The 19,922-nt window shown below is 73.1% G+C and carries 18 protein-coding genes; 9 read left to right on the forward strand and 9 right to left on the reverse strand.

Going from position 1 to position 19,922, the window contains the following annotated elements:
- Window positions 1-79: 79 nt before the first annotated feature.
- Window positions 80-727, reverse strand: a complete 648-nt coding sequence (locus tag AC0680_RS33020; RefSeq protein ID WP_478636235.1) for a cysteine hydrolase family protein — start codon at window positions 725-727, stop codon at window positions 80-82.
- 208 nt (window positions 728-935) lie between these two features.
- Between AC0680_RS33020 and AC0680_RS33025 the strand changes: the two genes are divergently transcribed.
- The 3 genes from AC0680_RS33025 to AC0680_RS33035 all read left to right on the forward strand — a co-directional run bounded on the left by AC0680_RS33025 (window position 936) and on the right by AC0680_RS33035 (window position 4,459).
- On the forward strand, window positions 936-1,400 hold the full coding sequence (locus AC0680_RS33025; protein WP_478636238.1) for a pyridoxamine 5'-phosphate oxidase family protein: 465 nt from the start codon (window positions 936-938) through the stop codon (window positions 1,398-1,400).
- Window positions 1,401-1,569: 169 nt separating this feature from the next.
- Window positions 1,570-3,030, forward strand: coding sequence for an acyl-CoA synthetase (locus AC0680_RS33030; RefSeq protein ID WP_478636241.1), 1,461 nt, complete (start codon window positions 1,570-1,572; stop codon window positions 3,028-3,030).
- Window positions 3,031-3,178: 148 nt separating this feature from the next.
- On the forward strand, window positions 3,179-4,459 hold the full coding sequence (locus AC0680_RS33035) for a carboxyl transferase domain-containing protein (protein ID WP_478636244.1): 1,281 nt from the start codon (window positions 3,179-3,181) through the stop codon (window positions 4,457-4,459).
- 36 nt (window positions 4,460-4,495) lie between these two features.
- Here AC0680_RS33035 and AC0680_RS33040 read toward each other — a convergent pair whose 3' ends face one another.
- On the reverse strand, window positions 4,496-5,404 hold the full coding sequence (locus AC0680_RS33040; RefSeq protein WP_478636247.1) for a LysR family transcriptional regulator: 909 nt from the start codon (window positions 5,402-5,404) through the stop codon (window positions 4,496-4,498).
- Between the two features lie 74 nt (window positions 5,405-5,478).
- On the opposite strand from AC0680_RS33040, the gene AC0680_RS33045 reads away from it, so the two are divergent.
- Window positions 5,479-6,591 (forward strand): DMT family transporter, encoded by a 1,113-nt coding sequence (locus AC0680_RS33045; RefSeq protein WP_478636250.1) that lies wholly within the window; start codon window positions 5,479-5,481, stop codon window positions 6,589-6,591.
- 180 nt (window positions 6,592-6,771) lie between these two features.
- Here the strand turns inward: AC0680_RS33045 and AC0680_RS33050 are convergent, their stop codons facing one another.
- Window positions 6,772-8,103 carry an aminotransferase class I/II-fold pyridoxal phosphate-dependent enzyme gene (locus AC0680_RS33050; RefSeq protein ID WP_478636252.1) on the reverse strand — a complete coding sequence of 444 codons (1,332 nt, stop codon included), beginning with the start codon at window positions 8,101-8,103 and terminating at the stop codon, window positions 6,772-6,774.
- Between the two features lie 35 nt (window positions 8,104-8,138).
- On the opposite strand from AC0680_RS33050, the gene AC0680_RS33055 reads away from it, so the two are divergent.
- Together AC0680_RS33055 and AC0680_RS33060 are read left to right on the forward strand one after the other, a co-directional pair.
- The gene (locus AC0680_RS33055) at window positions 8,139-8,804 is read left to right on the forward strand and encodes a pyridoxamine 5'-phosphate oxidase family protein (RefSeq protein WP_478636255.1); all 666 of its coding nucleotides are present in this window, start codon (window positions 8,139-8,141) and stop codon (window positions 8,802-8,804) included.
- Window positions 8,805-8,813: 9 nt separating this feature from the next.
- On the forward strand, window positions 8,814-9,476 hold the full coding sequence (locus AC0680_RS33060; RefSeq protein ID WP_478636258.1) for an FMN-binding negative transcriptional regulator: 663 nt from the start codon (window positions 8,814-8,816) through the stop codon (window positions 9,474-9,476).
- Window positions 9,477-9,548: 72 nt separating this feature from the next.
- Here the strand turns inward: AC0680_RS33060 and AC0680_RS33065 are convergent, their stop codons facing one another.
- The 3 genes from AC0680_RS33065 to AC0680_RS33075 form a co-directional block, all read right to left on the reverse strand.
- Window positions 9,549-10,526 (reverse strand): DMT family transporter, encoded by a 978-nt coding sequence (locus AC0680_RS33065; protein ID WP_478636261.1) that lies wholly within the window; start codon window positions 10,524-10,526, stop codon window positions 9,549-9,551.
- A gap of 178 nt (window positions 10,527-10,704) precedes the next feature.
- Window positions 10,705-11,865, reverse strand: coding sequence for an EamA family transporter (locus AC0680_RS33070; protein ID WP_478636264.1), 1,161 nt, complete (start codon window positions 11,863-11,865; stop codon window positions 10,705-10,707).
- Between the two features lie 49 nt (window positions 11,866-11,914).
- Window positions 11,915-12,445: a peptidase gene (locus tag AC0680_RS33075; protein WP_478636266.1), complete on the reverse strand. Its 531-nt coding sequence runs from the start codon at window positions 12,443-12,445 to the stop codon at window positions 11,915-11,917.
- Window positions 12,446-12,779: 334 nt separating this feature from the next.
- On the opposite strand from AC0680_RS33075, the gene AC0680_RS33080 reads away from it, so the two are divergent.
- Window positions 12,780-13,208, forward strand: coding sequence for a type II toxin-antitoxin system Rv0910 family toxin (locus AC0680_RS33080; RefSeq protein ID WP_478636269.1), 429 nt, complete (start codon window positions 12,780-12,782; stop codon window positions 13,206-13,208).
- Window positions 13,209-13,277: 69 nt separating this feature from the next.
- On the opposite strand, the gene AC0680_RS33085 is transcribed toward AC0680_RS33080, so the two are convergent.
- On the reverse strand, window positions 13,278-13,904 hold the full coding sequence (locus tag AC0680_RS33085) for a PadR family transcriptional regulator (RefSeq protein WP_478636272.1): 627 nt from the start codon (window positions 13,902-13,904) through the stop codon (window positions 13,278-13,280).
- Window positions 13,905-14,090: 186 nt separating this feature from the next.
- On the opposite strand from AC0680_RS33085, the gene AC0680_RS33090 reads away from it, so the two are divergent.
- Entirely contained in the window at window positions 14,091-14,912 is an 822-nt protein-coding gene (locus AC0680_RS33090) for a PhzF family phenazine biosynthesis protein (RefSeq protein ID WP_478636275.1), read from the forward strand.
- 68 nt (window positions 14,913-14,980) lie between these two features.
- On the opposite strand, the gene AC0680_RS33095 is transcribed toward AC0680_RS33090, so the two are convergent.
- A complete protein-coding gene (locus AC0680_RS33095; protein ID WP_478636278.1) occupies window positions 14,981-15,802 on the reverse strand; it encodes a CPBP family intramembrane glutamic endopeptidase in 822 nt (273 codons plus the stop codon).
- A gap of 191 nt (window positions 15,803-15,993) precedes the next feature.
- Here AC0680_RS33095 and AC0680_RS33100 point away from each other — a divergent pair, with 191 nt between their 5' ends.
- Window positions 15,994-17,781 (forward strand): substrate-binding and VWA domain-containing protein, encoded by a 1,788-nt coding sequence (locus AC0680_RS33100; RefSeq protein ID WP_478636281.1) that lies wholly within the window; start codon window positions 15,994-15,996, stop codon window positions 17,779-17,781.
- 27 nt (window positions 17,782-17,808) lie between these two features.
- Here AC0680_RS33100 and AC0680_RS33105 read toward each other — a convergent pair whose 3' ends face one another.
- Window positions 17,809-19,362 (reverse strand): glutamate-cysteine ligase family protein, encoded by a 1,554-nt coding sequence (locus AC0680_RS33105; protein ID WP_478636284.1) that lies wholly within the window; start codon window positions 19,360-19,362, stop codon window positions 17,809-17,811.
- Between the last annotated feature and the right edge of the window lie 560 nt (window positions 19,363-19,922).

Consider the following 19,922-nt stretch of genomic DNA (forward strand, 5'->3'; position numbering starts at 1 on the left):
GAGCGGGGACAGGCGCGTTGGCGGGAGATCGACCCGGCCGCGGTCAGCGGCCCCGGCGCGGTCAGCGGCCCCGGCGCGGTCAGCGGCCCCGGCGCGGTCGCTTCCAGTCGGCCAGGACGTCCTGGGTCGTGGTCACGGTGGCGACCAGGGCGAGGGTGTTGCGGACCATCGCGGGGGTGTAGTCGGCCGGCACCCCGGCGATGGCGTCCGCCGGCACCACGGCCGCATAGCCGAGGTTGACGGCGTCGAACACCGCGTTGGGGATCGCGACGTTCGCCGACACCCCGGTGATGACGAGCGTCCGGCACCCGAGGTTGCGCAGCAGCGCGTCGACGTCGGTGCCGGCTATCGGTGAGAGGCCGTGCAGTCTGCGCACCACCAGGTCGGCTTCCGAGACCGGGATCGGGTCCGCGACGCGCACCGCCGTGGACCCGATGATCTGCTGGACGGGCAGCCGCTCGGCCGCCTTGAACAGGCGGGCGTTGCGGCTGGCACCACGGCCGTCGGGGCGGCGTTCGGCGACCGCGTGCAGCACCTGGATGCCGGCGTCGTGCGCGGCCGCCACCAGGCGGGCGATGTTGGTGAGCGCCCCTGAGGTGCGGGCCGCGTCGGCGAGTTCGGGCAGCGCGCTGTCCGGGCCGACCACACCGCGCTGGCACTCGACGGTGAGCAGCACCGTCGAGGCCGGGTCCGGTTGCTCGCTGAGCCGTGCGGTGTCCGGTGGCATCGCGTTCCCCTCTGCGGGGCCCTGGCGGGCCCGGTCTGCCGGCGGGCCGGTCCGAGGCGGGCGAGGGTATCGGGCATTGCGTCCACCAGGAAGAGCGCCCATGATTTCTGACATACCGTCAGGACGGTCGGCGCGGCCGACGCAGTCGGGTGTCACGGCACGTCGTGGGGTCAGGCAGGCAAGCGGTACGCAGCGGAGGCGATGACGGATGACCGACACACAGCGGCGCGGGCGCCGGATCATGATGACGCGGGGCGAACTGGACGCGTTCCTCACCGAGCAGCGCACCTGCCGGGTCGCGACGGTCGGCGGCGACGGGGCGCCGCACGTCGGGGCGTTGTGGTTCGTCTGGGACGGGTCGGTGCTGTGGCTGTACTCGATCACCCGCAGCAGGCGGTGGGCCCAGCTGCGCCGGGACCCGCGGATCGCGGTGGTCGTCGACGACGGGCAGGAGTACGGCGAACTGCGCGGCGCCGAACTGGCGGGCCGCGCGGAGTTCGTGGGCGAGGCGCCGCGCACCGGTGAGAGCTGCGCCGAACTGGACGTTCCGGAGCGGCTGTTCGCGCGGAAGTACTTCGGGGCGGCCCGGATGCCGCATGACGGCCGGCACGCCTGGCTGCGGCTGGCGCCGGAGTCCGTCGCCTCCTGGGACTTCCGCAAGATCCCCGGGTGAGGACGCGCGGGCAGCGCGGTGGACCGCGCGGTGACGGCCGCGCGGTGATCGCGTTGTCGGTGGTCTCTGCGAGAGTGGGGTAGGTCAGCCCGCCGCGTACCGCGCAGGTGCCGGAGCGGGACGGCCCGGCCGCTCGGTGCCGGGCGCCGACGAGGACGAAGGAGATCCGGTGAACGTGCTCTTCCCCGCACTGCGCGACGGCTCGCCCGCACCGGCGCTGCGCTTCGGCGACCGCGCCCTCAGTTATCGCCAGTTGGCGTCGGTCGCGGGCGCGCTCGCCGAGCGGATCGCCGGGGAGACCCGGATCGCGATCTGGGCCACGCCGACGTTGGAGACCTCGGTGGGCGTGGTGGCCGCGCTGCTCGCCGGGGTGGCCGCCGTCCCGGTGAATCCGAAGATCGGTGAGAGCGAACTGGCGCACATCGTCGCCGACAGCGCGCCGTCGCTCGTCCTGGCCGAGCCGGGTGCCGTCCTCCCGGATGCGCTCGCCGCGCTGCCCCGTATCGACATCGAGGCCGCCGAGCCCCCCGGGGAGAGCGGACCGGCCCCGCTTCCGCTCGAGCCGGGCGACGAGGCACCGGCCCTGATCGTCTACACCTCCGGGACGACGGGCCCGCCCAAGGGCGTGGTCCTCCCCCGCCGCGCCATCGCGCACACCCTCGACGCCCTCGAGGACGCCTGGCAGTGGACCGCCGACGACGTGCTCGTGCACGCCCTGCCGCTGTTCCACGTCCACGGCCTGATCCTCGGCGTCCTCGGGCCGCTGCGGCGCGGCGGCAGCGTCCACCACCTCGGGCGCTTCAGCACCGAAGCGGTGGCGCGGGAGCTGCTGGCCGACGGCACGATGCTCTTCGGCGTGCCGACGATGTACCACCGCCTGGCCGCCGAGGCGGGCCGTGATCTCGAGCTGGCCAAGGCGCTGTCCCGCGCCCGGCTGCTGGTCTCCGGTTCGGCGGCGCTGCCGCTGACCGATCACGAGCGGATCGCGGCGGCCTCGGGCCGGCGGGTGATCGAGCGCTACGGCATGACGGAGACCCTCATGAACACCAGCGTGCGGGCGGACGGCCCGGATGCCACGGGCACGGTCGGGGTGCCGTTGCCGGGTGTGTACGTCCGGCTGGTCGACGACGCGGGCCGGGTCGTCGAGGCCGGTGACGACGAGACGGTCGGCGAGATCCAGGTCCGCGGCCCGAACCTCTTCGTGGAGTACCTCAACCGCCCCGACGCCACCGCCGCCGCCTTCGACGGCGGATGGTTCCGTACGGGCGACATGGCCCTTCGCGACGCCTCCGGGAACTACCGCATCGTCGGCCGCAAGGCCACCGATCTGATCAAGAGCGGCGGCTACAAAATCGGCGCGGGCGAGATCGAGAACGCCCTGCTGGCCCATCCCTCGGTCGCCGAGGCGGCCGTCACCGGTGAGCCCGACGAGGACCTCGGCGAGCGGATCGTCGCCTGGATCGTGACGGAGAGCGGCCCGGACGCCGGTCCGACGCCGTCCGGCGAGGAGCTCGCCGACCATGTCGCCCGCCAGCTGGCGCCGCACAAACGCCCCCGGACCGTCCACTTCCTGGACGCACTGCCGCGCAACGACATGGGCAAGATCATGAAGCGAGAGCTCCGTGCGTGACGGCCCGCTGCCCTGCAGTCGACTGACGGCCCGTCAGGCCCTCGCGGCGGTCGCGGACACATATACCGAGCTCGCCGGGCCGGACGGCCCCCGAGGAGTGTCGCGCCCCGCGTCCGGAGCACGGGCCGAGGCGCCGTCCCGAGCGTCCGTGGCCCCGGACGGCCCGCTCGGCTGGCACGGCTACGACGACGCTCGCAGGCGCGCCCGCGAGCGCACCGGCGAGGACGAGTCGGTGGTCACGGCCCTGGCCACGATCGGCGGCGCACAAGCGGTCGTGCTCTCCTTCGAGTTCCGCTATCTGGGCGGCTCCCTCGGCGAGCGCACCGGCGACCGCCTGGAGGCCGCCTACACCGAGGCCCGGGAGCGGGGCCTGCCGGTCGTGTCGCTGATCGCCACGGGCGGCAGCCGGATGCAGGAGGGGATGCGTGCGCTGTCCCAACTCCAGCGGGTGTCCCGGCAGTCGGCGTACAACCGCGCCGCGGGGCTGGCGCAGATCGCCGTGCTCCGCGATCCGACGACCGGCGGCGGCTGGGCCACGCTCGGGGCGGCCGCCGATGTGATCCTCGCACTGCCGGGGGCGCAGATCGGCTTCGCGGGCTCGCGGGTACGTCCCCCGGACGCCGATCCCCGCGCCTACTGTGCCGAGGGGCAGCTGGCGTCCGGCCAGATCGATGCCGTCGTCCCGCCCGACCGGCTGCGCGGCACGCTCCAGCGGTGGCTGCGGCTGCTGAGCCCCTCGGCGGAGTCCGGTGGCCGCGCCACGGAAGCGGCGCTCCCGCCGGAGGCGCTGGGCGCGCCGGGGCTGCCGGATACCGGCTGGGGCGCGGTGGTGCGTGCCCGCGACGCCCGGCGGCCGCGCGCCGAGGCCTATCTGCGTGCGTACTTCGACGACTGGGAGGAGATCGGCGGCGACCGCTGCGGCGGCGTCGACCCCGGCATACGCTGCGGCTTCGGTCATCGCGACGGCCGCACGATCGCCTTCGCCGCGCAGTGCGGCACGGCCACCCGCCCGGCCGGATTCCGTACCGCCGCCCGCCTCGTCCGGCTGGCCGACCGGCTCGGCTTCCCGGTGCTCACCCTGGTGGACACCCCGGGCGCCGCCAATGACGCGGCCGCCGAGCGGGCCGGTGCCGGTGCGGCGATCGCCGACGCGTTCGCGGCGCTCGCCACCGCCCGGGTGCCGGTGACCTCCCTGCTCATCGGCGAGGGCGGTTCGGGCGGCGCGCTGGCGCTCGCCGCACCGGACCGGCTCTGGGCGACACCGGACAGCTACTTCTCCGTGATCGCCCCGGAGCTGGCCGCCGCGATCCTCAAGCGCGACGAAGGGCAGGTACGGGAGACCGCCGACCAACTCCGCATCCGCCCGCAGGACTTGCTGGAGCTGGGTGTCATCCGCGCCATCGTCCCGGCGGCGCCGGACCGGAGGTGAGCGGGGGCTGCCGGCGCGGCGGCCGCCGCCACCGTGTCAGCAGCCCTCCAGCTTCTTCCCCGCCGCGCGGAGCGCGGCCACCGCGGCCCGGATCGAGGGTCTGCGGTCCGCGTCCGCGCGCCAGATGGCGTACACATGGCGGCGCATCGTATGGCGTACGGGTACCACGCTCACCCCGTCCGGCACCGGCCCGCGGCCGAGGCGCGGAGCCACCGCGACACCCAGCCCGGCCGCGATCAGGGCGAGCTGGGTGCCGTGCTCCTCCGCCATGTGCGCGATGCGCGGCTCCACGCCCTTGCTGCGCAGGGTGAACATCAGCCATTCGTTGCAGAACTCGCCCTGCGGCCAGGAGATCCACTCATCGTCCGTGAAATCCTCCAGCTCCACCGACGTGCGCCCGGCCAACGGATGCGTCGAGGGCATCGCCACGTCCGCCGGATCGTCCAGGAGCGGGGCCTTCGCCAGCCCTTCGGGCAGGGACAGCGGCCGGTTGTACCAGTCCAGCACGACCGCCAGATCGATATCGCCGCGCACCACTTGGCGTACCGACGCATCCGGGTCCAGCTCCGTCAGCCCCGCGCGCAGCTGGGGGTGCTCGGCGCGCAGGGCGGCGAGCGCGGACGGGAAGAGTCCCCGGGCCGCGGTGGGGAACGCGCCCATCCGCAGCTCGCCCACCGCTTGGCCGCGATGCGCCTCCAGCTCCGCCTGCGCCAGCTCGACCTGGGAGAGGATGCGCACCGCATGGTCGGCCAGCAGCCGGCCGGCGTCGGTCAGCCGTACACCCCGCCCGTTCTTCGCCAGCAGCTGCTGACCGGTCTCCCGCTCCAGCTTGGCGATCTGCTGCGAGACGGCCGACGTCGTCACATGCAGTCCCTCGGCGGCCGCGCTCACCGACCCGTGACGGGCGACCGCGCTCAGCGTCCGTAGGCGATCAAGGTTCAACATGTAAGCAATGCTAATCGATACCCCCTACGGAATTTCGCTTGTGCTACGAATTTGTACGCCGCATCGTTGACCCCATGAGCACCGCCACCGGCGCACCCACCGCCTCCGCCCGCACCGCGAACTCCCCCTCGCTCCCTACCGACCCCGCGGCCCCGCAGTCCGTCGGCACCCCCTCCCCGGCCGCCTCCGCCGCCCCGGTCGCCCCCGACTCCGGCAACCGGCCCGCGCGCCGACTTCGCGCCGCCGGCTGGCAGGCCCGGTTCGCCGTCCTCGTCCTGATCTGGGGCTTCAGCTTCCTCTTCATCAAGGTGGGGACACAGAGCTTCGCGCCGCTGCAGGTCACGCTGGGCCGGGTGGCGTTCGGTGCGCTGGTGCTGCTGACCATCCTCGCGATCAGGCGCGAGCGGCTCCCTCGCTCCCTGCGCACCTGGGGCCATCTCGCCGTCGCCGCGTTCTTCCTCAACGCGCTGCCGTTCTCGCTCTTCGCCTACTCCGAGCTGACCATCCCCTCGACGCTCGCCGGCATCTGCAACGCCACCTCCCCGCTGTGGGGCATGGCGCTGTCGGTCGTCGCACTGTCCGAGGACCGCCCCACCCGGCGCCGGGTCGCGGGCCTGGGCATCGGCTTCCTGGGCGTACTGACCGTGCTCGGCGCCTGGCAGGGCTTCGCGGGCACGGATCTGACGGGCACCGCGATGGCGCTCGGCGCCTCGCTCAGCTACCCCATCGGCTGGATCTATGTCCGCCGCACCCTGGCCGGCGCCGGCCACTCCCACCTCTCCATGTCCAGCGCCCAGCTGCTGCTCGCCACCGTCCAACTGGCCGTGGTCACCCCCCTGTTCACGTCGGCGCCGACCGGTTATCCGATCGTCCCGCTGCTCGCAGTCTTCGCGCTCGGCGCCCTGGGCACCGGTTTCGCCTTCCTCCTCCAGTACGGCCTGGTCGCCGAGGTCGGCCCCACCACGGCGCAGATGGTCACCTACTTCGTCCCCGTGATCGCCACCGCCGCCGGAGTCGTCCTCCTGGGCGAGCAGCTGAGCTGGCACACGCCCATCGGCGCCCTGATCATCCTGTTCGGCGCCGCCCTCACCCAGAGCAAGCCCCGCCCCACCCGCCCCTCGACCCCGCTCACCACCTCCACCACGACCGCCACAACCACCACGGACCGGTCTGGCCGTCGACTCTGAACCCCCGGGCCTGGGCCGGACGGGCCGCCCTGCCGCCCGGCCCGTGAGACCGGCGCCCCGCACCCGCCCGGCCCATGAGACCGGCGCCCCGCACCCGACCGGCTCGGCCGACGGGCGACGTCGCCCACCGGCCAGGAGCCGCGCGGCCGCGCGCCGGTCGGCTCCGCGGCCGGGCGCCGCTCACTCGTACCGCCGGGCCTCCCCCACCCCTGTGGCCGCGGCGATCGCGTCGGCCACAGGGGCTATGTCGTGCTCGCCGAGGCCGGAGACGGTGATGCGGATGCCGGGCGGGGAGTGCAGACGGAAGCGTGCACCCGGGGCCACCGCCCAGCCGGAGTGCAGCAGCCGGGCCACCGCCCCGGTCTCGTCCGGGACGGGCACCCAGACGTTCATACCGCTGCGGCCCCGCGCGGGCACTCCGCGCTCCGCCAGGGCGCGTATCAGCGCGTCCCGACGCCGGCCGTACGCCGCGGCCACCGTCGTCGGGTCGACCGCGGACGTCCGCCACAGATGCAGGACCGTGTCCTGGAGCAGATGACTGACCCAGCCGGGACCCAGGCGCTGCCGGCCCCCCACCCGGTCCACCGTCAAGGCGTCGCCGGTGAGCACCGCCAGCCGCAGGTCGGGGCCGTAGGACTTGGCCGTCGAGCGGACCAGGGCCCAGTGGTCGGTGACGCCGGAGAGCGGGTGGAGCGGGAGGTCGACGATGCCATGGCCGTGGTCGTCCTCGATGAGCAGCACTCCGGGGTGGCCCGCCAGGAGCGTACGGAGCTCGTCGGCACGCGCGGGGCTGACGGCGGCCCCCGTCGGGTTCTGCGCCCGGTCGGTGATGACGACCGCACGGGCGCCGTCCTGGAGAGCGCCCGCCAACCGCTCGGGCAGCGGGCCGTCGTCGTCCACCCCGACCGGCGCGGGGCGCAGTCCGAGCGCCGGGATGAGATCCAGCAGGCTGCCCCACCCCGGATCCTCCACCGCCACGCTGTCACCGGGCCGCAGATGGGCGGCCAGCACCCGCTCGATGGCGTCCAATGAGCCGCTGGTGACGGCGATCGGGCCGTCGGTCACACCGTCCGCGGCGAAGGCCGCGTGGGCCATGGCCGCGAGATCCTCGTCGACGGCCGGAGTGCCGTAGAGCGCCGGGCGTCTCGCGCTGCGCGCCGCGGCCTCGGCCAGGGCCTGTTCGAGCGGAGGCAGCAGAGCCGGATCAGGGTTGCCGTCGGAGGCGTCGCGGACGCCCGGCGGCACCTCCACCCGCAGCGCCTCGCGTGAGGTGCTCGCGGGGCGGGGCCGCACCCGACTGCCACGACGGCCCGCCGTCTCGATCACGCCCCGGTCGCGGAGCGTGCGGTACGCGGCCGCGACCGTATTCGGATTGACCTCGAGATAGACGGCCAACTCCCTGAGCGGGGGCAGGACTTCACCCGGCTGGAGCTCGCCCGCACCGACGGCTCGCTCGACACTGGCGGCAATCTCCGATGCGCGCCGCCCTTCGATCCGATACTCTCCTAGCACAAACTTGATTATGCACTAGTGCAATGGAGTTCGCAATGTCCGCAGCAGAGTCGTACGAACCGACCGGCCGCACGACGCCCACCCGCGCCCGCGAGCGCGCCGCATACGACCACGAGACGGTGCACGACATCCTCGACGCCGGGTACGTCTGCCATCTGGGCTTCGTCCGCGACGGCTCCCCGGTCGTGCTGCCGACGCTCTACGGCCGGGTCGGCGACCGCCTCTATCTGCACGGCTCGACGGGCTCCCGCCCGCTGCGGATGGCCGGCGAGGCGCCCGACCCCGGCCTCGCGGTCTGCGTCACGGTCACCCATGTCGACGGCCTGGTCCTGGCCCGCTCCGCGTTCCACCACTCCATCAACTACCGCTGCGTCGTGGTCCACGGCACCGCGTATCAGGTGACCGAAGCGGAGGAGAAGACGGCCGCCCTCGACGCGCTCGTCGACCATGTGCTGCCCGGGCGCGCCGCGGACTCCCGCCCCGGCAACGCCAAGGAGCTGGCCGCCACCTCCGTGATCCGGCTCGACCTGCGCGAGGTCTCCGCCAAGATCCGCACCGGCGGCCCCAACGACGAGCCCGAAGATCTCGCCCTGCCGTACTGGAGCGGTGTCCTTCCCGTGGCACCGGTGTACGGCGCCCCCATAGCGTCCGACGACCTCGCGCCCGGCATCCCCGAGCCGGCGTACCTCCCCGCCCGCTGAGGAGCCACCGTGCTGATCCACCCCTGGGACGCGCCCGGCGCCGACGCCGAGTGGCAACACTGGCTCGCGGCACACGACTTCGGCCAGCTGGCCGCCAACGGACCGCCCGGCGAGCCGCCTCTGGTGCAGCCGCTGCACTTCGCCTACGACCCGGAGCGACGCGAGGCCGTCACACATCTGGCCCGCCCCAACCCCCTCTGGCGCGCGCTGGCCGACCACCCGACGGTCCTGTTGAGCGTGGTGGACGACTACACCTTCATCCCCGGCCCCTGGCAGGCGGCGGAGGACCAGCCGCCCGAACACGGCGTCCCCACCAGCTTCTACGCCGCGGTCCAGCTGACCTGCACCGCCCATGTCGTGGACGAGCCGGAGGCCAAGGCGGCGCTGCTGCGACGCCAGATGGGCCACTTCCAGCCGGACGGCGGCTCGGCTGCGGTCGTCGCGGGCGAGGAGCCGTACGGGCGGCTGCTGTCCGGAATCCGGGGTCTGCGCCTCGAAGTGCGGGAGGTGCGCGCCAAGTTCAAGTACGGCGGCAAGCGGAGCGAGGCCGTCCAGCGCCGTGTCTCGGAGCGCCTCGCCGAGCGCGGCGGCCCCGGGGATGCGGCTGCCCGCGGCCACCAGCAGCGCCGCCTGGCAGCGGCCTCGGCCGCCACGGGAACGCCCACGCCCTGAAGGGCCCGAGCGCCCCGTCCGCCCCTGGTGTGACGGGGTTGCCCGGCCGGGCAACCGGCCGGGCACCCGTCCTCAGCCCGCCACCGGAGCCGTGGACCGGGCTGCCGCCATCGCCCCGCGCGCCTCCGTCACCGCCAGCGCGGCGACCGCGGTCAGCAGCACGCCGGTCCCGACGGCCGTGGCCATGGTGAGCCGCTCCCCCAGGAAGAGCACCGCGATGGCCGCGGCCGACACCGGCTCGATCAGCGAGATCACGGAGGCGGTCGCGGCCCGTACGGCGGCCAGCCCCGCGAAGTACAGCCCATAGGCCAGCGCCGTCGGCACCGCCGCGATATAGCCCATCAGCCACAGGCTGCGCCCCAGATCGTGCGTCTGGGGCCACAGCCCCTCCACCACCGCGAGCGGCAGCAGGCACAGTGCGGCCACCGCGAACGCGCTGATCGTCGAGGCGTACGGATCGCTGCCGCCGCCCTTGCCCAGCCGCCGGGTGGCCAGCGTCATCGCGGCGCAGCCGGCCGCGGACAGCAGGGCGTAGCCGACGCCTGCGGGACGGACGGTCGCGGCGCCGTCCCCGCCGAGGACCAGGACCAGCAGCCCGGTCAGCGCACCGGCGACGGCCAGCACTCCGCCCGCACCGAGCCGTTCGCCCATCGTCACGCGCGCCCCGATGGCGATGAGGACGGGGCCCGCCCCCATGGTGACGACGGTGCCCACAGCCAGGCCCGTGGCCTCGACGGCCGCGAAGTAGGCGGCCTGGAAGACGGCGAGGGCGATGCCGGTCACGGCGATGCGCACGGCGCGCCGGCGGATCGGCTCGTACGGAGCAGGGGCGACGGGGGCGACGGACCGGCGGCGCCGCAGCGCGCGTATGGCGAGCAACAAAAGCAGCCCGCCGAAGGTGCGCCAGAAGGTGAGGGCGATCGGGCCCAGCCCGCTGCCCCGGTAGAGCAGGGCCGCGGCCGCACCCGCGGTACCCCAGGCGGTCGCGGCGAAGGTGACGTACAGCAGCCCCCGGCCCACGGGCAGGGTGGCGGCAGAAGTGGCATGCATGGGAGGTGTGCTCCGGGAAATCCAGTACGGCGCGATGCGCCGTGGAACGGTCGCGTGATCCCGTGTGCAGGCAGCGACGATCAGCCCGGGTATCTGCCCGGGCCTGGGTTTCCTCGGAGGCCGCCGCCCGCCTTAAGCGGCGGGCGGGGACAGCACGGTCGAATACATGATCGCCACTCTACGTGGCGCGCGATCCGGCGGACAAGTCACCCTCGGAGCCGACCGCAGGCACGGCGGCCACCGGCGCCGCGGTGCCCGCCGGAGCACCCGCTCCCGCGAGGTCCCCGCTCTCCGCACCCGCTCCCGCCACCACCACCGTCGGCGTCGACTTCGGCTTGGCCGACTGTGCGATGAAGGCGCCGCACAGCACCACCGCCCCACCCGCGATCTGCGGCGCGGAGAGGTGCTCACCGAGCAGCACCCAGGCCAGGACCGTCGCGATGACCGCCTCCAGGCAGGCGACCACGCCGGCCACCTGGGGCGAGAGCCGACGGATCGACACCACCCCGGTGAGGTAGGCGGCCACCGTCGCGACCAGCACGATCCAGGCGAGCAGCGCGGCTGCGGGCAGCTGGACGCCGTTCATCTCCGCGCCGCCGCCGAGCACCGACCAGTCCATGCCCCAGGGGCGGGCGATCGCCGTGAGGACGACGGCACCGATGAGCAGGCCGTAGGCGATCACGCCGAGCGGGTCGGCGGAGTCCTCGTCGTCGGCGCCGTGGTCGGAGAGCACGAAGTAGCCGACCTGGCAGCAGGCCGCGCCGAGCGCGAGGGCCAGACCGACGACGTCGAAACTCAGCCCGGACCAGACCTCGACGACGCAGGCCAGGCCGCCGACGGCGAGCACGACCCCGACCGCGGCGGCGCGGGTGACCGGCCGCTTCTGGACGAAGCGGACCCAGCCCAGGACGAGGGCGGGAGCGAGGTATTCGATGAGCAGCGCGACGCCGACGGGGATGCGGGAGAGCGCGGCGAAGTAGCAGGCCTGCACACCGGCCACGGCGAGCAGGCCGAAGCCGGCGAGCAGGGCGGGCCGGCGGCGCGGCAGGTCCCGATGGCGCCAGGCGATCGGCAGCATCACCAGCGCGGCGCCGGCCACCCGCAGCCAGGTCACATGCAGCGGTTCGAGACCGGCCTCGATCAGCGGCTTGGCGGCCACGCCCGAACCGCCGAAGGCGAGGGCGGACAGCAGGGCAAGGCCCAGGCCCGCGCCACGTCCCCGGGGCGCGTCGCGGCCCGGCCCGGAGCCGGATGACGGCTGCCCGGCAGCCAGGGACGCTGGAGTCGCCTGCCCCGGGCCGGTCGCTGGACCTGCCGGGCTTCCCGAAGACGCGTGCATCGGGTCATCATGACAGCCGTCGTCAGGAGCGTCACCCCCGATACCCCTGTCAGTCCTGGCCCGGGCGCTCCCCGTCCAGACGAGCGGCGAGCGCGGCGGTGTCGACGGAGGCCCGGCGCAAGACCTCCACGGCCCGGGATTCGGGGTCGTCCACCAGTGCGGCGAGCAGATCGAGACAGCCGGCACGGAGGGCGTAGCGGGCGTGCGCGCGGTCGAGAGCGCCGTCCATGGCGGCGGCCGCGGCCGGTGACCACCCGGGAACGCCGCCCTCGGTGACCATGGGGACCGCGCCGGAGTCCTCGATGGTGCCGTGCCATTGGAGTCCGTAGCCGATGCTGCGCTGGACCAGGTAGCCGAGCAGCCGCGCCACCTGCGGTCCGCCGTCGAAGGCCGCGCGTACGGCGGGGTCCGATTCCAGCAGCCCGTGCAGCAGATGTGCGGTGTCGACCTGCCGGTCACCGTCGCGGGTGGCCCGCCTGCGGGCAGCGGAGACCACCGACGCGAGCTCGACGGTGAGCTGACTGTCGAGGTCCTCCTGGGCGGAGCCGTCGCCGCCACTGTACGCAGTACGGTTTTGCACAGCTCCCACCCCACCAGCCCCCGAGGCCGGGAACATCCCCGGCGGGAAGCATTTGCGCATCCCACGCTGGTTGGGGATGCCCGTGCCGGATCTCCTCCCTAGGTAGGAGATATCTCGCGGAGAAAGTGCGGGGGAATCATGAAGAACGGACATACGGGGCGACAATCCCACCGCCGCCGGCCCCTGCCGCGCCCCCTCCCGCCTTGCCTCCGAAACAGGCCACTCCTCACACCTGACGAGCCATCAGCCAGAGCGCCCCTCGCTCTTGAACCTTCACCCCCGTACGGCTACGTTCCGCGGCACCAGCCAGGACCGTCACCGAAGGGGTGATCGCATGGCCGAAGTCACCGCCCAGACCCGCATCGAGGCACCGGCCGGGAAGATCTGGGACCGGCTCACCGACTTCGATGCGTACGGGGAGTGGAACGCCACCCACACCGCCTTCCCCAAGGGCGGACCGAAGACGCTTGCGGCGGGCGCTTCCTACGAGGAGAACATGAAGCTGATGGGCTTCCCCGCGGAGGTCACCTGGACCGTCCGGGAGCTGGAGCCGGGACGACTGCTCGACATCAAGGGCAAGGGCCCGATGGGCGTCAGCCTGGGCATGCGCTATGCGCTCACGCCGGACGGCGAGGCGACGGCCGTGCGGATCGACGGCACGTTCACCGGCGCCGCGGTCTCACTGATGGCCGGCAAGCTCAAGGACTCGGCGAGCGCCGCACTGAACGAGTCGCTGCGCAGGCTCGCCGGACTGGTCTCCTGACTCTCCGGGGGCCGCCCCTTCCGTCCGGCCCCCGGAGACCGCCGACCACTCCTCTCACCGCCCGCCCCCTCAGTCCTCTTCGGCGAGGATCAGATACAGCTCCTTGCGGGCCTTGTTGACCACCGCCATGGCCTTCTCCCGCTGCTCGGGGCTGCCGGTGGCCCACACCTGGCGGAACGCCTCGACCAGGCCGCCGCCCGCCTTGCGTATCTCGTTCATCGCCTCCCAGTCGACGCCGCGGCCGGCGTCCTCCCAGGGGGCGTCCGAGCCGCCGTCCGCCTCGGCGCGCCCGGCGTCGGTCAGCGAGAACAGCTTCTTGCCACCCTCGCTGGCGCTGGCGATCAGCCCCTCGTCCTCCAGGAGCTGCAGGGTCGGGTAGACCGAGCCGGGGCTCGGCTTCCACGCCCCGCCACTGCGCTCGGCGATCTCCTGGATCATTTCGTAGCCGTGCATCGGGCGGTCCTTGAGCAGCGCCAGTATCGAGGCGCGCACATCACCGCGGCGCGCCCGGCCGCGCGGTCCGCCGCGCCCTCGGCCGCCACCGAAAGGCGGACCCCCGAAGGGCGGACCGAAGGAGCCGAAAGCGGAGCGCCGCCGCTCCCAGCCGCCCCCGAACTCCCCGCGACCGCCGGAGCGGCCGGGTCCGCAGTAGTCATGGCGATGCTCGTGCCCGTGGTCGTGTCCTTGGGAACGCATGTCGTTCTCCCTCTCTATCGTTGAGCTGTCGCGAATCTGTCGCGATGCCTCAACGATATATCGGGACTGTTCGTCGAAGCAAGGCTTCGAGCTACATCCACCGGCGATCGACCGGCCACCATCCATAGCCAATTTTCTGGAATTGGCCTTGGCCTGCGGCTTTGTGGCACCTCTACGCTCGCGGCCATGAGGATTCGTATCGTCGACGCCTTCAGTGCGCGTCCGTTCACCGGCAACCCCGCGGGAGTCGTACTCCTCGACTCCGACGCGTTCCCCGATACCGCCTGGCTCCAGCAGGTCGCCACCGAGGTCAACCTCTCCGAGACCGCCTTCGCGCACCCGCTGCCCCAGGGCGGGGACGCCGACTGGGCGCTGCGCTGGCTCACCCCGGCCGCCGAGGTGAACATGTGCGGGCACGCCACTTTGGCCACCGCGCACGTTCTCCACACCACCGGAACGGCCACCGGCACGGTCCGCTTCCGCACCCGCAGCGGGGTGCTGACCACGACGGCCGGCGACGACGGCACGATCACCATGGACTTCCCGACCGCTCCGCTGACCCCCGTGGAGGTGCCGCCGGTCGTCGCGGACGCACTGGGCACCGAGATCCACTCGGCCCACGACACCGGGCCCGATGTCGGCGACCTCCTGGTCGAACTGGCCGACGAGAGTTCCGTACGCGCGCTGTCGCCGGACCTCAGGGCGCTGGCCGGGCACGGCGGCCGAGGGGTGATCGCCACCGCCCGTGCCGAAGACCCCGTCGGCGGCTACGACTTCGTCTCGCGCTGCTTCTTCCCGGCGCTGGGCATCGACGAGGACCCGGTGACGGGCAGCGCGCACACCGCGCTCGCCCCCTTCTGGTCGGCCCGTATGGGCCGCGACTCACTGATCGGGCTGCAGGGCTCGGCCCGCACCGGCTACGTGCGCACCGAGCTGCGCGGCGACCGTACGCTGCTCACCGGCTCGGCGGTCACGGTGATCGACGGCGAACTGCTGGTCAAGGACTGAGGGAAGAGCAGCCTGCCGAGGGCCTCGGGAAGTAGATGAGGGCGAGGGCATCGGCCCTCGCCCTCGCCTCACCCCGTAGGCAGCCACCCCACCTTGCCCGCCAGCAGCGCGAACCCGACGAACGCCACGATGTCTATCAGGGCGTGCGCGGCGACCAGCGGTCCGACCCTGCCCCACCGCCGGTAGAGCAGGACGAAGATCACGCCCATCACCATGTTGCCGAAGAAGCCGCCGACGCCCTGGTAGAGGTGGTAGGAACCGCGCAGCACCGAACTGGCCGCCAGCGCCGCGATCGGCGACCACCCCAACTGCCCCAGTCTGCGCAGCAGATACCCGACGACGATGACCTCCTCCAGGACGGCGTTCTGCACCGCGGAGGCGATCAGCACCGGGATCTTCCACCACACCTCGGGCAGCGCCTCGGGGATCACCGTCAGATTGAACCCGGCCGCCCGCGCTCCCAGATAGAGCAGCAGACCGCTGCCCCCTATGGCGGCCGCCAGCGCGACGCCCCGGCTCAGGTCGAAGGCGGGCCGCCGCCGGTCGAAGCCGATCGCCCGCAGTCCGCCGGCCCGTTCCCGCAGCAGCAGATGCGCGACCAGCGCCACGGGCACCAGCGCGCTCGCGATCCCGAACAGCTGCCAGGCCAGATCCAGCCACGGCCGGCCCGGCGCATGGGAGGCGTTGAGCGTCGCCGCCTGGTCCTTGAGGCCGCCGGGCTTGGTCACCGACCCGATGAAGCTGATGAGCGCCGACAGCGCGCTGGCACCCAGCGAGAGGGCCAGGACGATCAGTGTCTCGCTGCGCAGGACGCGCCGGGACGGCTCCTCGGCCGTTCCCGCCCCTGCCCCCGCACCGGGCCCTCGCCCCGGAACGTCCGCATCGGCCACGGGACTTGTATCCGACTGCACGCTTCCTCCACTTCCGCATTACCGCCTCTTCGCCACCACCGCCCCGCTAGGGTCTCGACAGCAGGTACGAAGATCGCGCGCGACAGGCCGGGGACGGGCGCCATCCACGTGGCGCGTTCCCTCCTCTCATCGAACCCGATCGAGCTCCGAGAAGGAGAGGCGCTACCGCAATGGGACGACACAGCTTGCCGGACGGCCCCGCACCGCAGCGCATCGGGGCCCGCCCCGACGCACGTCGTCGCACCCTGATCGTCTCCACCGGCCTGGCCCTGGTCGTCGCCGCCGGCTCGGTCGTCGCCCTGCGCAGCGATCTGCTCCCCTTCGGCGACCCGTGCGACGGCGCGTCGGTACGGCTCGACGTGGCCGCCTCACCCGATATCGCCCCGGCGCTGGCGGCGGTGGCCAAGACGGCCCGCAAGGACGCGACCCGCACCGACGGCCGATGCCTCGACGTCAAGATCACCGCACGCCCCTCCCACGAGATCGCCGACTCCTTCGGCCAGCGGCCGGTCGACCCCGAGTTCCAGGTGTGGATACCGGATTCGCACCTGTGGGTGGACCGGGTCGACGCGGAGAGCGGCACCCCGTTGACCGCCGCCGACGCCATCGCCTCCTCGCCGATCGCGCTGGGCGCCGTCCCGAAGGCCGCCAAGGCCCTGGGCTGGCCGAAGAAGACCTACACCTGGGCCGAGCTGACCCGGACCGCGACATCCGGCGACGCGCTGCGCCTGGGTATGGCCGACCCGGCCCGCAGCGCCACCGGGCTGCTCGCCCTGGCCCGTATCCACGCCGTCGACACCGCGGAGGCCAAGGACGACGACGAGGCCGAAGTCCGCACCGCCGCCACGGCGAAGCTCCTCGCCCAGCGGGTCGCGGACGGCGACGGCCAGATACCGGCCACGCTGCCGCGCGACGACTCCGGCGCCGAGCAGGGCAATCCACGTCGCAACCAGGCGCTGCTGCTGTCCGAGCAGGCCGCCTACGCCCACAACACCCGTGCCGACGGCGGCCCGCGACTGGAGCTGTTCTACCCCAAGGACGGCACCGCCCAGCTCACCTACCCGTACACCCTGGTCGACGACGGCGCGCTCAGTCCCGAACAGACCCGCGCCGCCAACCGCTTCCTGACGCTGCTGGGCGAGCCCGGCGGACAGCGCACGCTGCGCGCACACGGCTTCCGGCCCGGCAACGGCGCGGCGGTCGCGAAGGTCGTGGACACCGCCGGCGGACGCGCCGCCCAGCCGTACGCGGCCGCGCCCGCCGACCGGCCGACGGCCAAGGAACTGCGGGCGCTGCTGGGCATGTGGACGATCACGGTACAGAGCGCCCGGATCTGCACCGTCGTGGACGTCTCGGCGTCGATGGGCAGTCAGGTTCCGGGCCGGGGCGGCCAGTCCCGTATGGACCTCGCCAGAAACTCCCTCCTCCAGGCGCTGGCCACGTTCACGCCCGAGGACGAGATCGGGCTGTGGAAGTTCGCCACCCTTCTGGACGGCGGCAAGGACTACGTGGAGCTGTTGCCCACCAGCCGCCTCGGCGACCGGGACGAGGACGGTGCCACCCACCGTGACGCGCTCACCGCCGCGTTCGGTTCGCTCGCCCCGGTCCCCCACGGCGCCACCGGTCTGTACGACACCACGCTCGCCGCCTACCGAAGCGCCCGTGCGACGTATGCGAGCGGGAAGTTCAACGCGGTGGTCGTCGTCACCGACGGCGCCAACGACGACGCCGGCGGCATCTCTCTCGGCGCCCTGGTCGGCGAGCTGGAGAAGCTCTCCTCCCCGGACCGTCCGGTACCGCTGATCGCCCTCGCGATCGGCCCGGAGGCGGACGAGTCCGCCCTGGAGCGCATCGTGGCGCCCACCGGCGGCTCGGCGCACCGCGTCAGCGACCCGTCCCAGATCCACCAGGTGATCCTCAAGGCCATCATGGCGGCGGGCGGCACCGGACGGCGCTGAGGGCCCGCCGGCACCCGTGGCCCGGCCCTACGCGCCCCCGGTCGCCGCCTGCCGCGGTCCCGGTACGGCCCACCGCTCGCCGAGCGCCCAGGCCACCGGCCAGGTGTGCACCGGCTGGCCGGCGTGCATCAGCTCGCTGTAGCGCCGGGTCATCGCGGCGAGCGCGGCGTCCCGGCCCAGGCCCTGCCGCCGGGCGTGGTGGAAGGCCGCGGCCTGCCAGGAGGCGCCGTTCACCCGGCGCCGGCAGCGTTCCTCGATGATGGCCAGATACCGGTCGCGGTCGGCCGGTTCCACGCCCCAGGCGTCCAGCCCGCGGGCCGCCAGCGGCAGCAGCTCCTGACGGACGAGCCGTACGGCCGGTATCTCGGCGAGCGTGCCGGCCCGCCCGGGACGCGGCCAGAGCAGGGTGGCGTCGATGCCGTGCCGGCAGGCGGTGTCGAAGTTCCGGGCCGCGGTGTCGAACGGAAGGCGCGACCATATGGGGCGCGGTTCCTCGGCCAGCGCCCGCACCACGCCGTAGTAGAAGGCAGTGTTGGCGATCACGTCGGCGACGGTGGGGCCGGCCGGCAGCACCCGGTTCTCGACCCTGAGGTGGGCGACGCCGTCGGTGACCGCGTAGACGGGCCGGTTCCAGCGGTAGACCGTGCCGTTGTGCAGCACCAGTTCGGCGAGGTCCGGCACCGCGCCCTCGTCGAGGACGCGCAGCGGCTCCTGCGGGCCGCACAGGGGCAGCAGCGGCGGGAAGTAGCGCAGGTTCTCCTCGAACAGGTCGTATGCGGAGCTGATCCAGCGCTCGCCGAACCACGTACGGGGGCGTACGCCCTGGGCCTTCAGCTCGGGCGCGCGGGTGTCGGTGGCCTGCTGGAAGACCGGCGGCCGCGACTCGCGCCACAGCTCACGGCCGAAGAGGAACGGCGAGTTGGCACCGACGGCGACCTGTACCGCGGCGATGGCCTGGGCCGCGTTCCAGACGGCGGAGAAGCGGCCGGGCGTCACCTGGAGGTGCAACTGGACGGACGTGCAGGCGGCCTCCGGCGCGATCGAGGGCGAGCGGGCGACCAGGTGCTCGACGCCCTGGATGTCGAGTGCGAAGTCCTCGCCGCGGGCCGCCCTCATCTGCTCGTTGAGCAGCACATAGCGATCGTTCTCGGAGAGACTGGCCGCCGTGAGGTCACTGGCGTGCAGGGTCGGCAGAATGCCGATCATCACGATCCTGGCGGCGACCTCGCGGGCCTTCCTTTCCGCGTAGGCCAGCCCCGTGCGGAGTTCCTCGGCGAGCTGGTCCAGGACATGGCCGGACAATCGGTGCGGCAGAATGTTGACTTCCAGGTTGCACTGGGCGAGTTCGGTCTGGAAATCACGGCTGGCGATGCGCTCGAGAACCTGGGAGTTCATCATGCGGGGCAGGCCGTCCGGACCCGCCAGATTGAGCTCGATCTCCAGGCCCATGAGATTCCTGGGCCGATCGAACCTCCTCTCCGCCAGGAGCCTCTGCAAGCCCTCGAGACACTCGTGAAGCTTTCTTCGATAACGCTCCCGGTCCGCCAGGTCGATCCCGTCCGCGGCGACCTTCTCCCCCATCGAAGGGTCCCTCCTTGAGTGAACGTCCCGCGACCACGGGCCACTTGGGGCCGTCCCCGACACGCCGGGGCTCGCGCTACGGTCGATGATGCCCCGGCAATCTGATCGATAACGCCTCAGGGGCGTGCCGGTACCGATAGGCTCGAAGTGGTGCGGCGTCCGGCACATTCCCCGGGCATATCCAGGCGGCCATCGCCGTTCGCATTTCACTTGTGAAATTCACCGATGAGATCCGGCCTACCGCACCGGCATGGAATTACGAGGTGGCATCGCAAAGGCACCGTACAAAGCGGTGAAAACCACCTCGCGCCAGGGTCTGGATTCCGCCTTGCCGTAAATCCGCAAGACCGGTAGCCGAAACACTTTCAGAACATACGTCGTATAAACTCCCGCTTACGAGGCAGAGAGCTGACGCCCAGCGTCGTGGTGATTTCGCCGGTGCTGGGGCACAGCGGCCAGGGGGGGGGGGGGGGGGGGGGGGGGGGGGGGGGGGGGGGGGGGGGGGGGGGGGGGGGGGGGGGGGGGGGTGGGGGGGGGGGGAGGGGGGGGGGGGAAGGGGG

It is taken from the genome of Streptomyces sp. NPDC043738 (genome assembly GCF_056436545.1).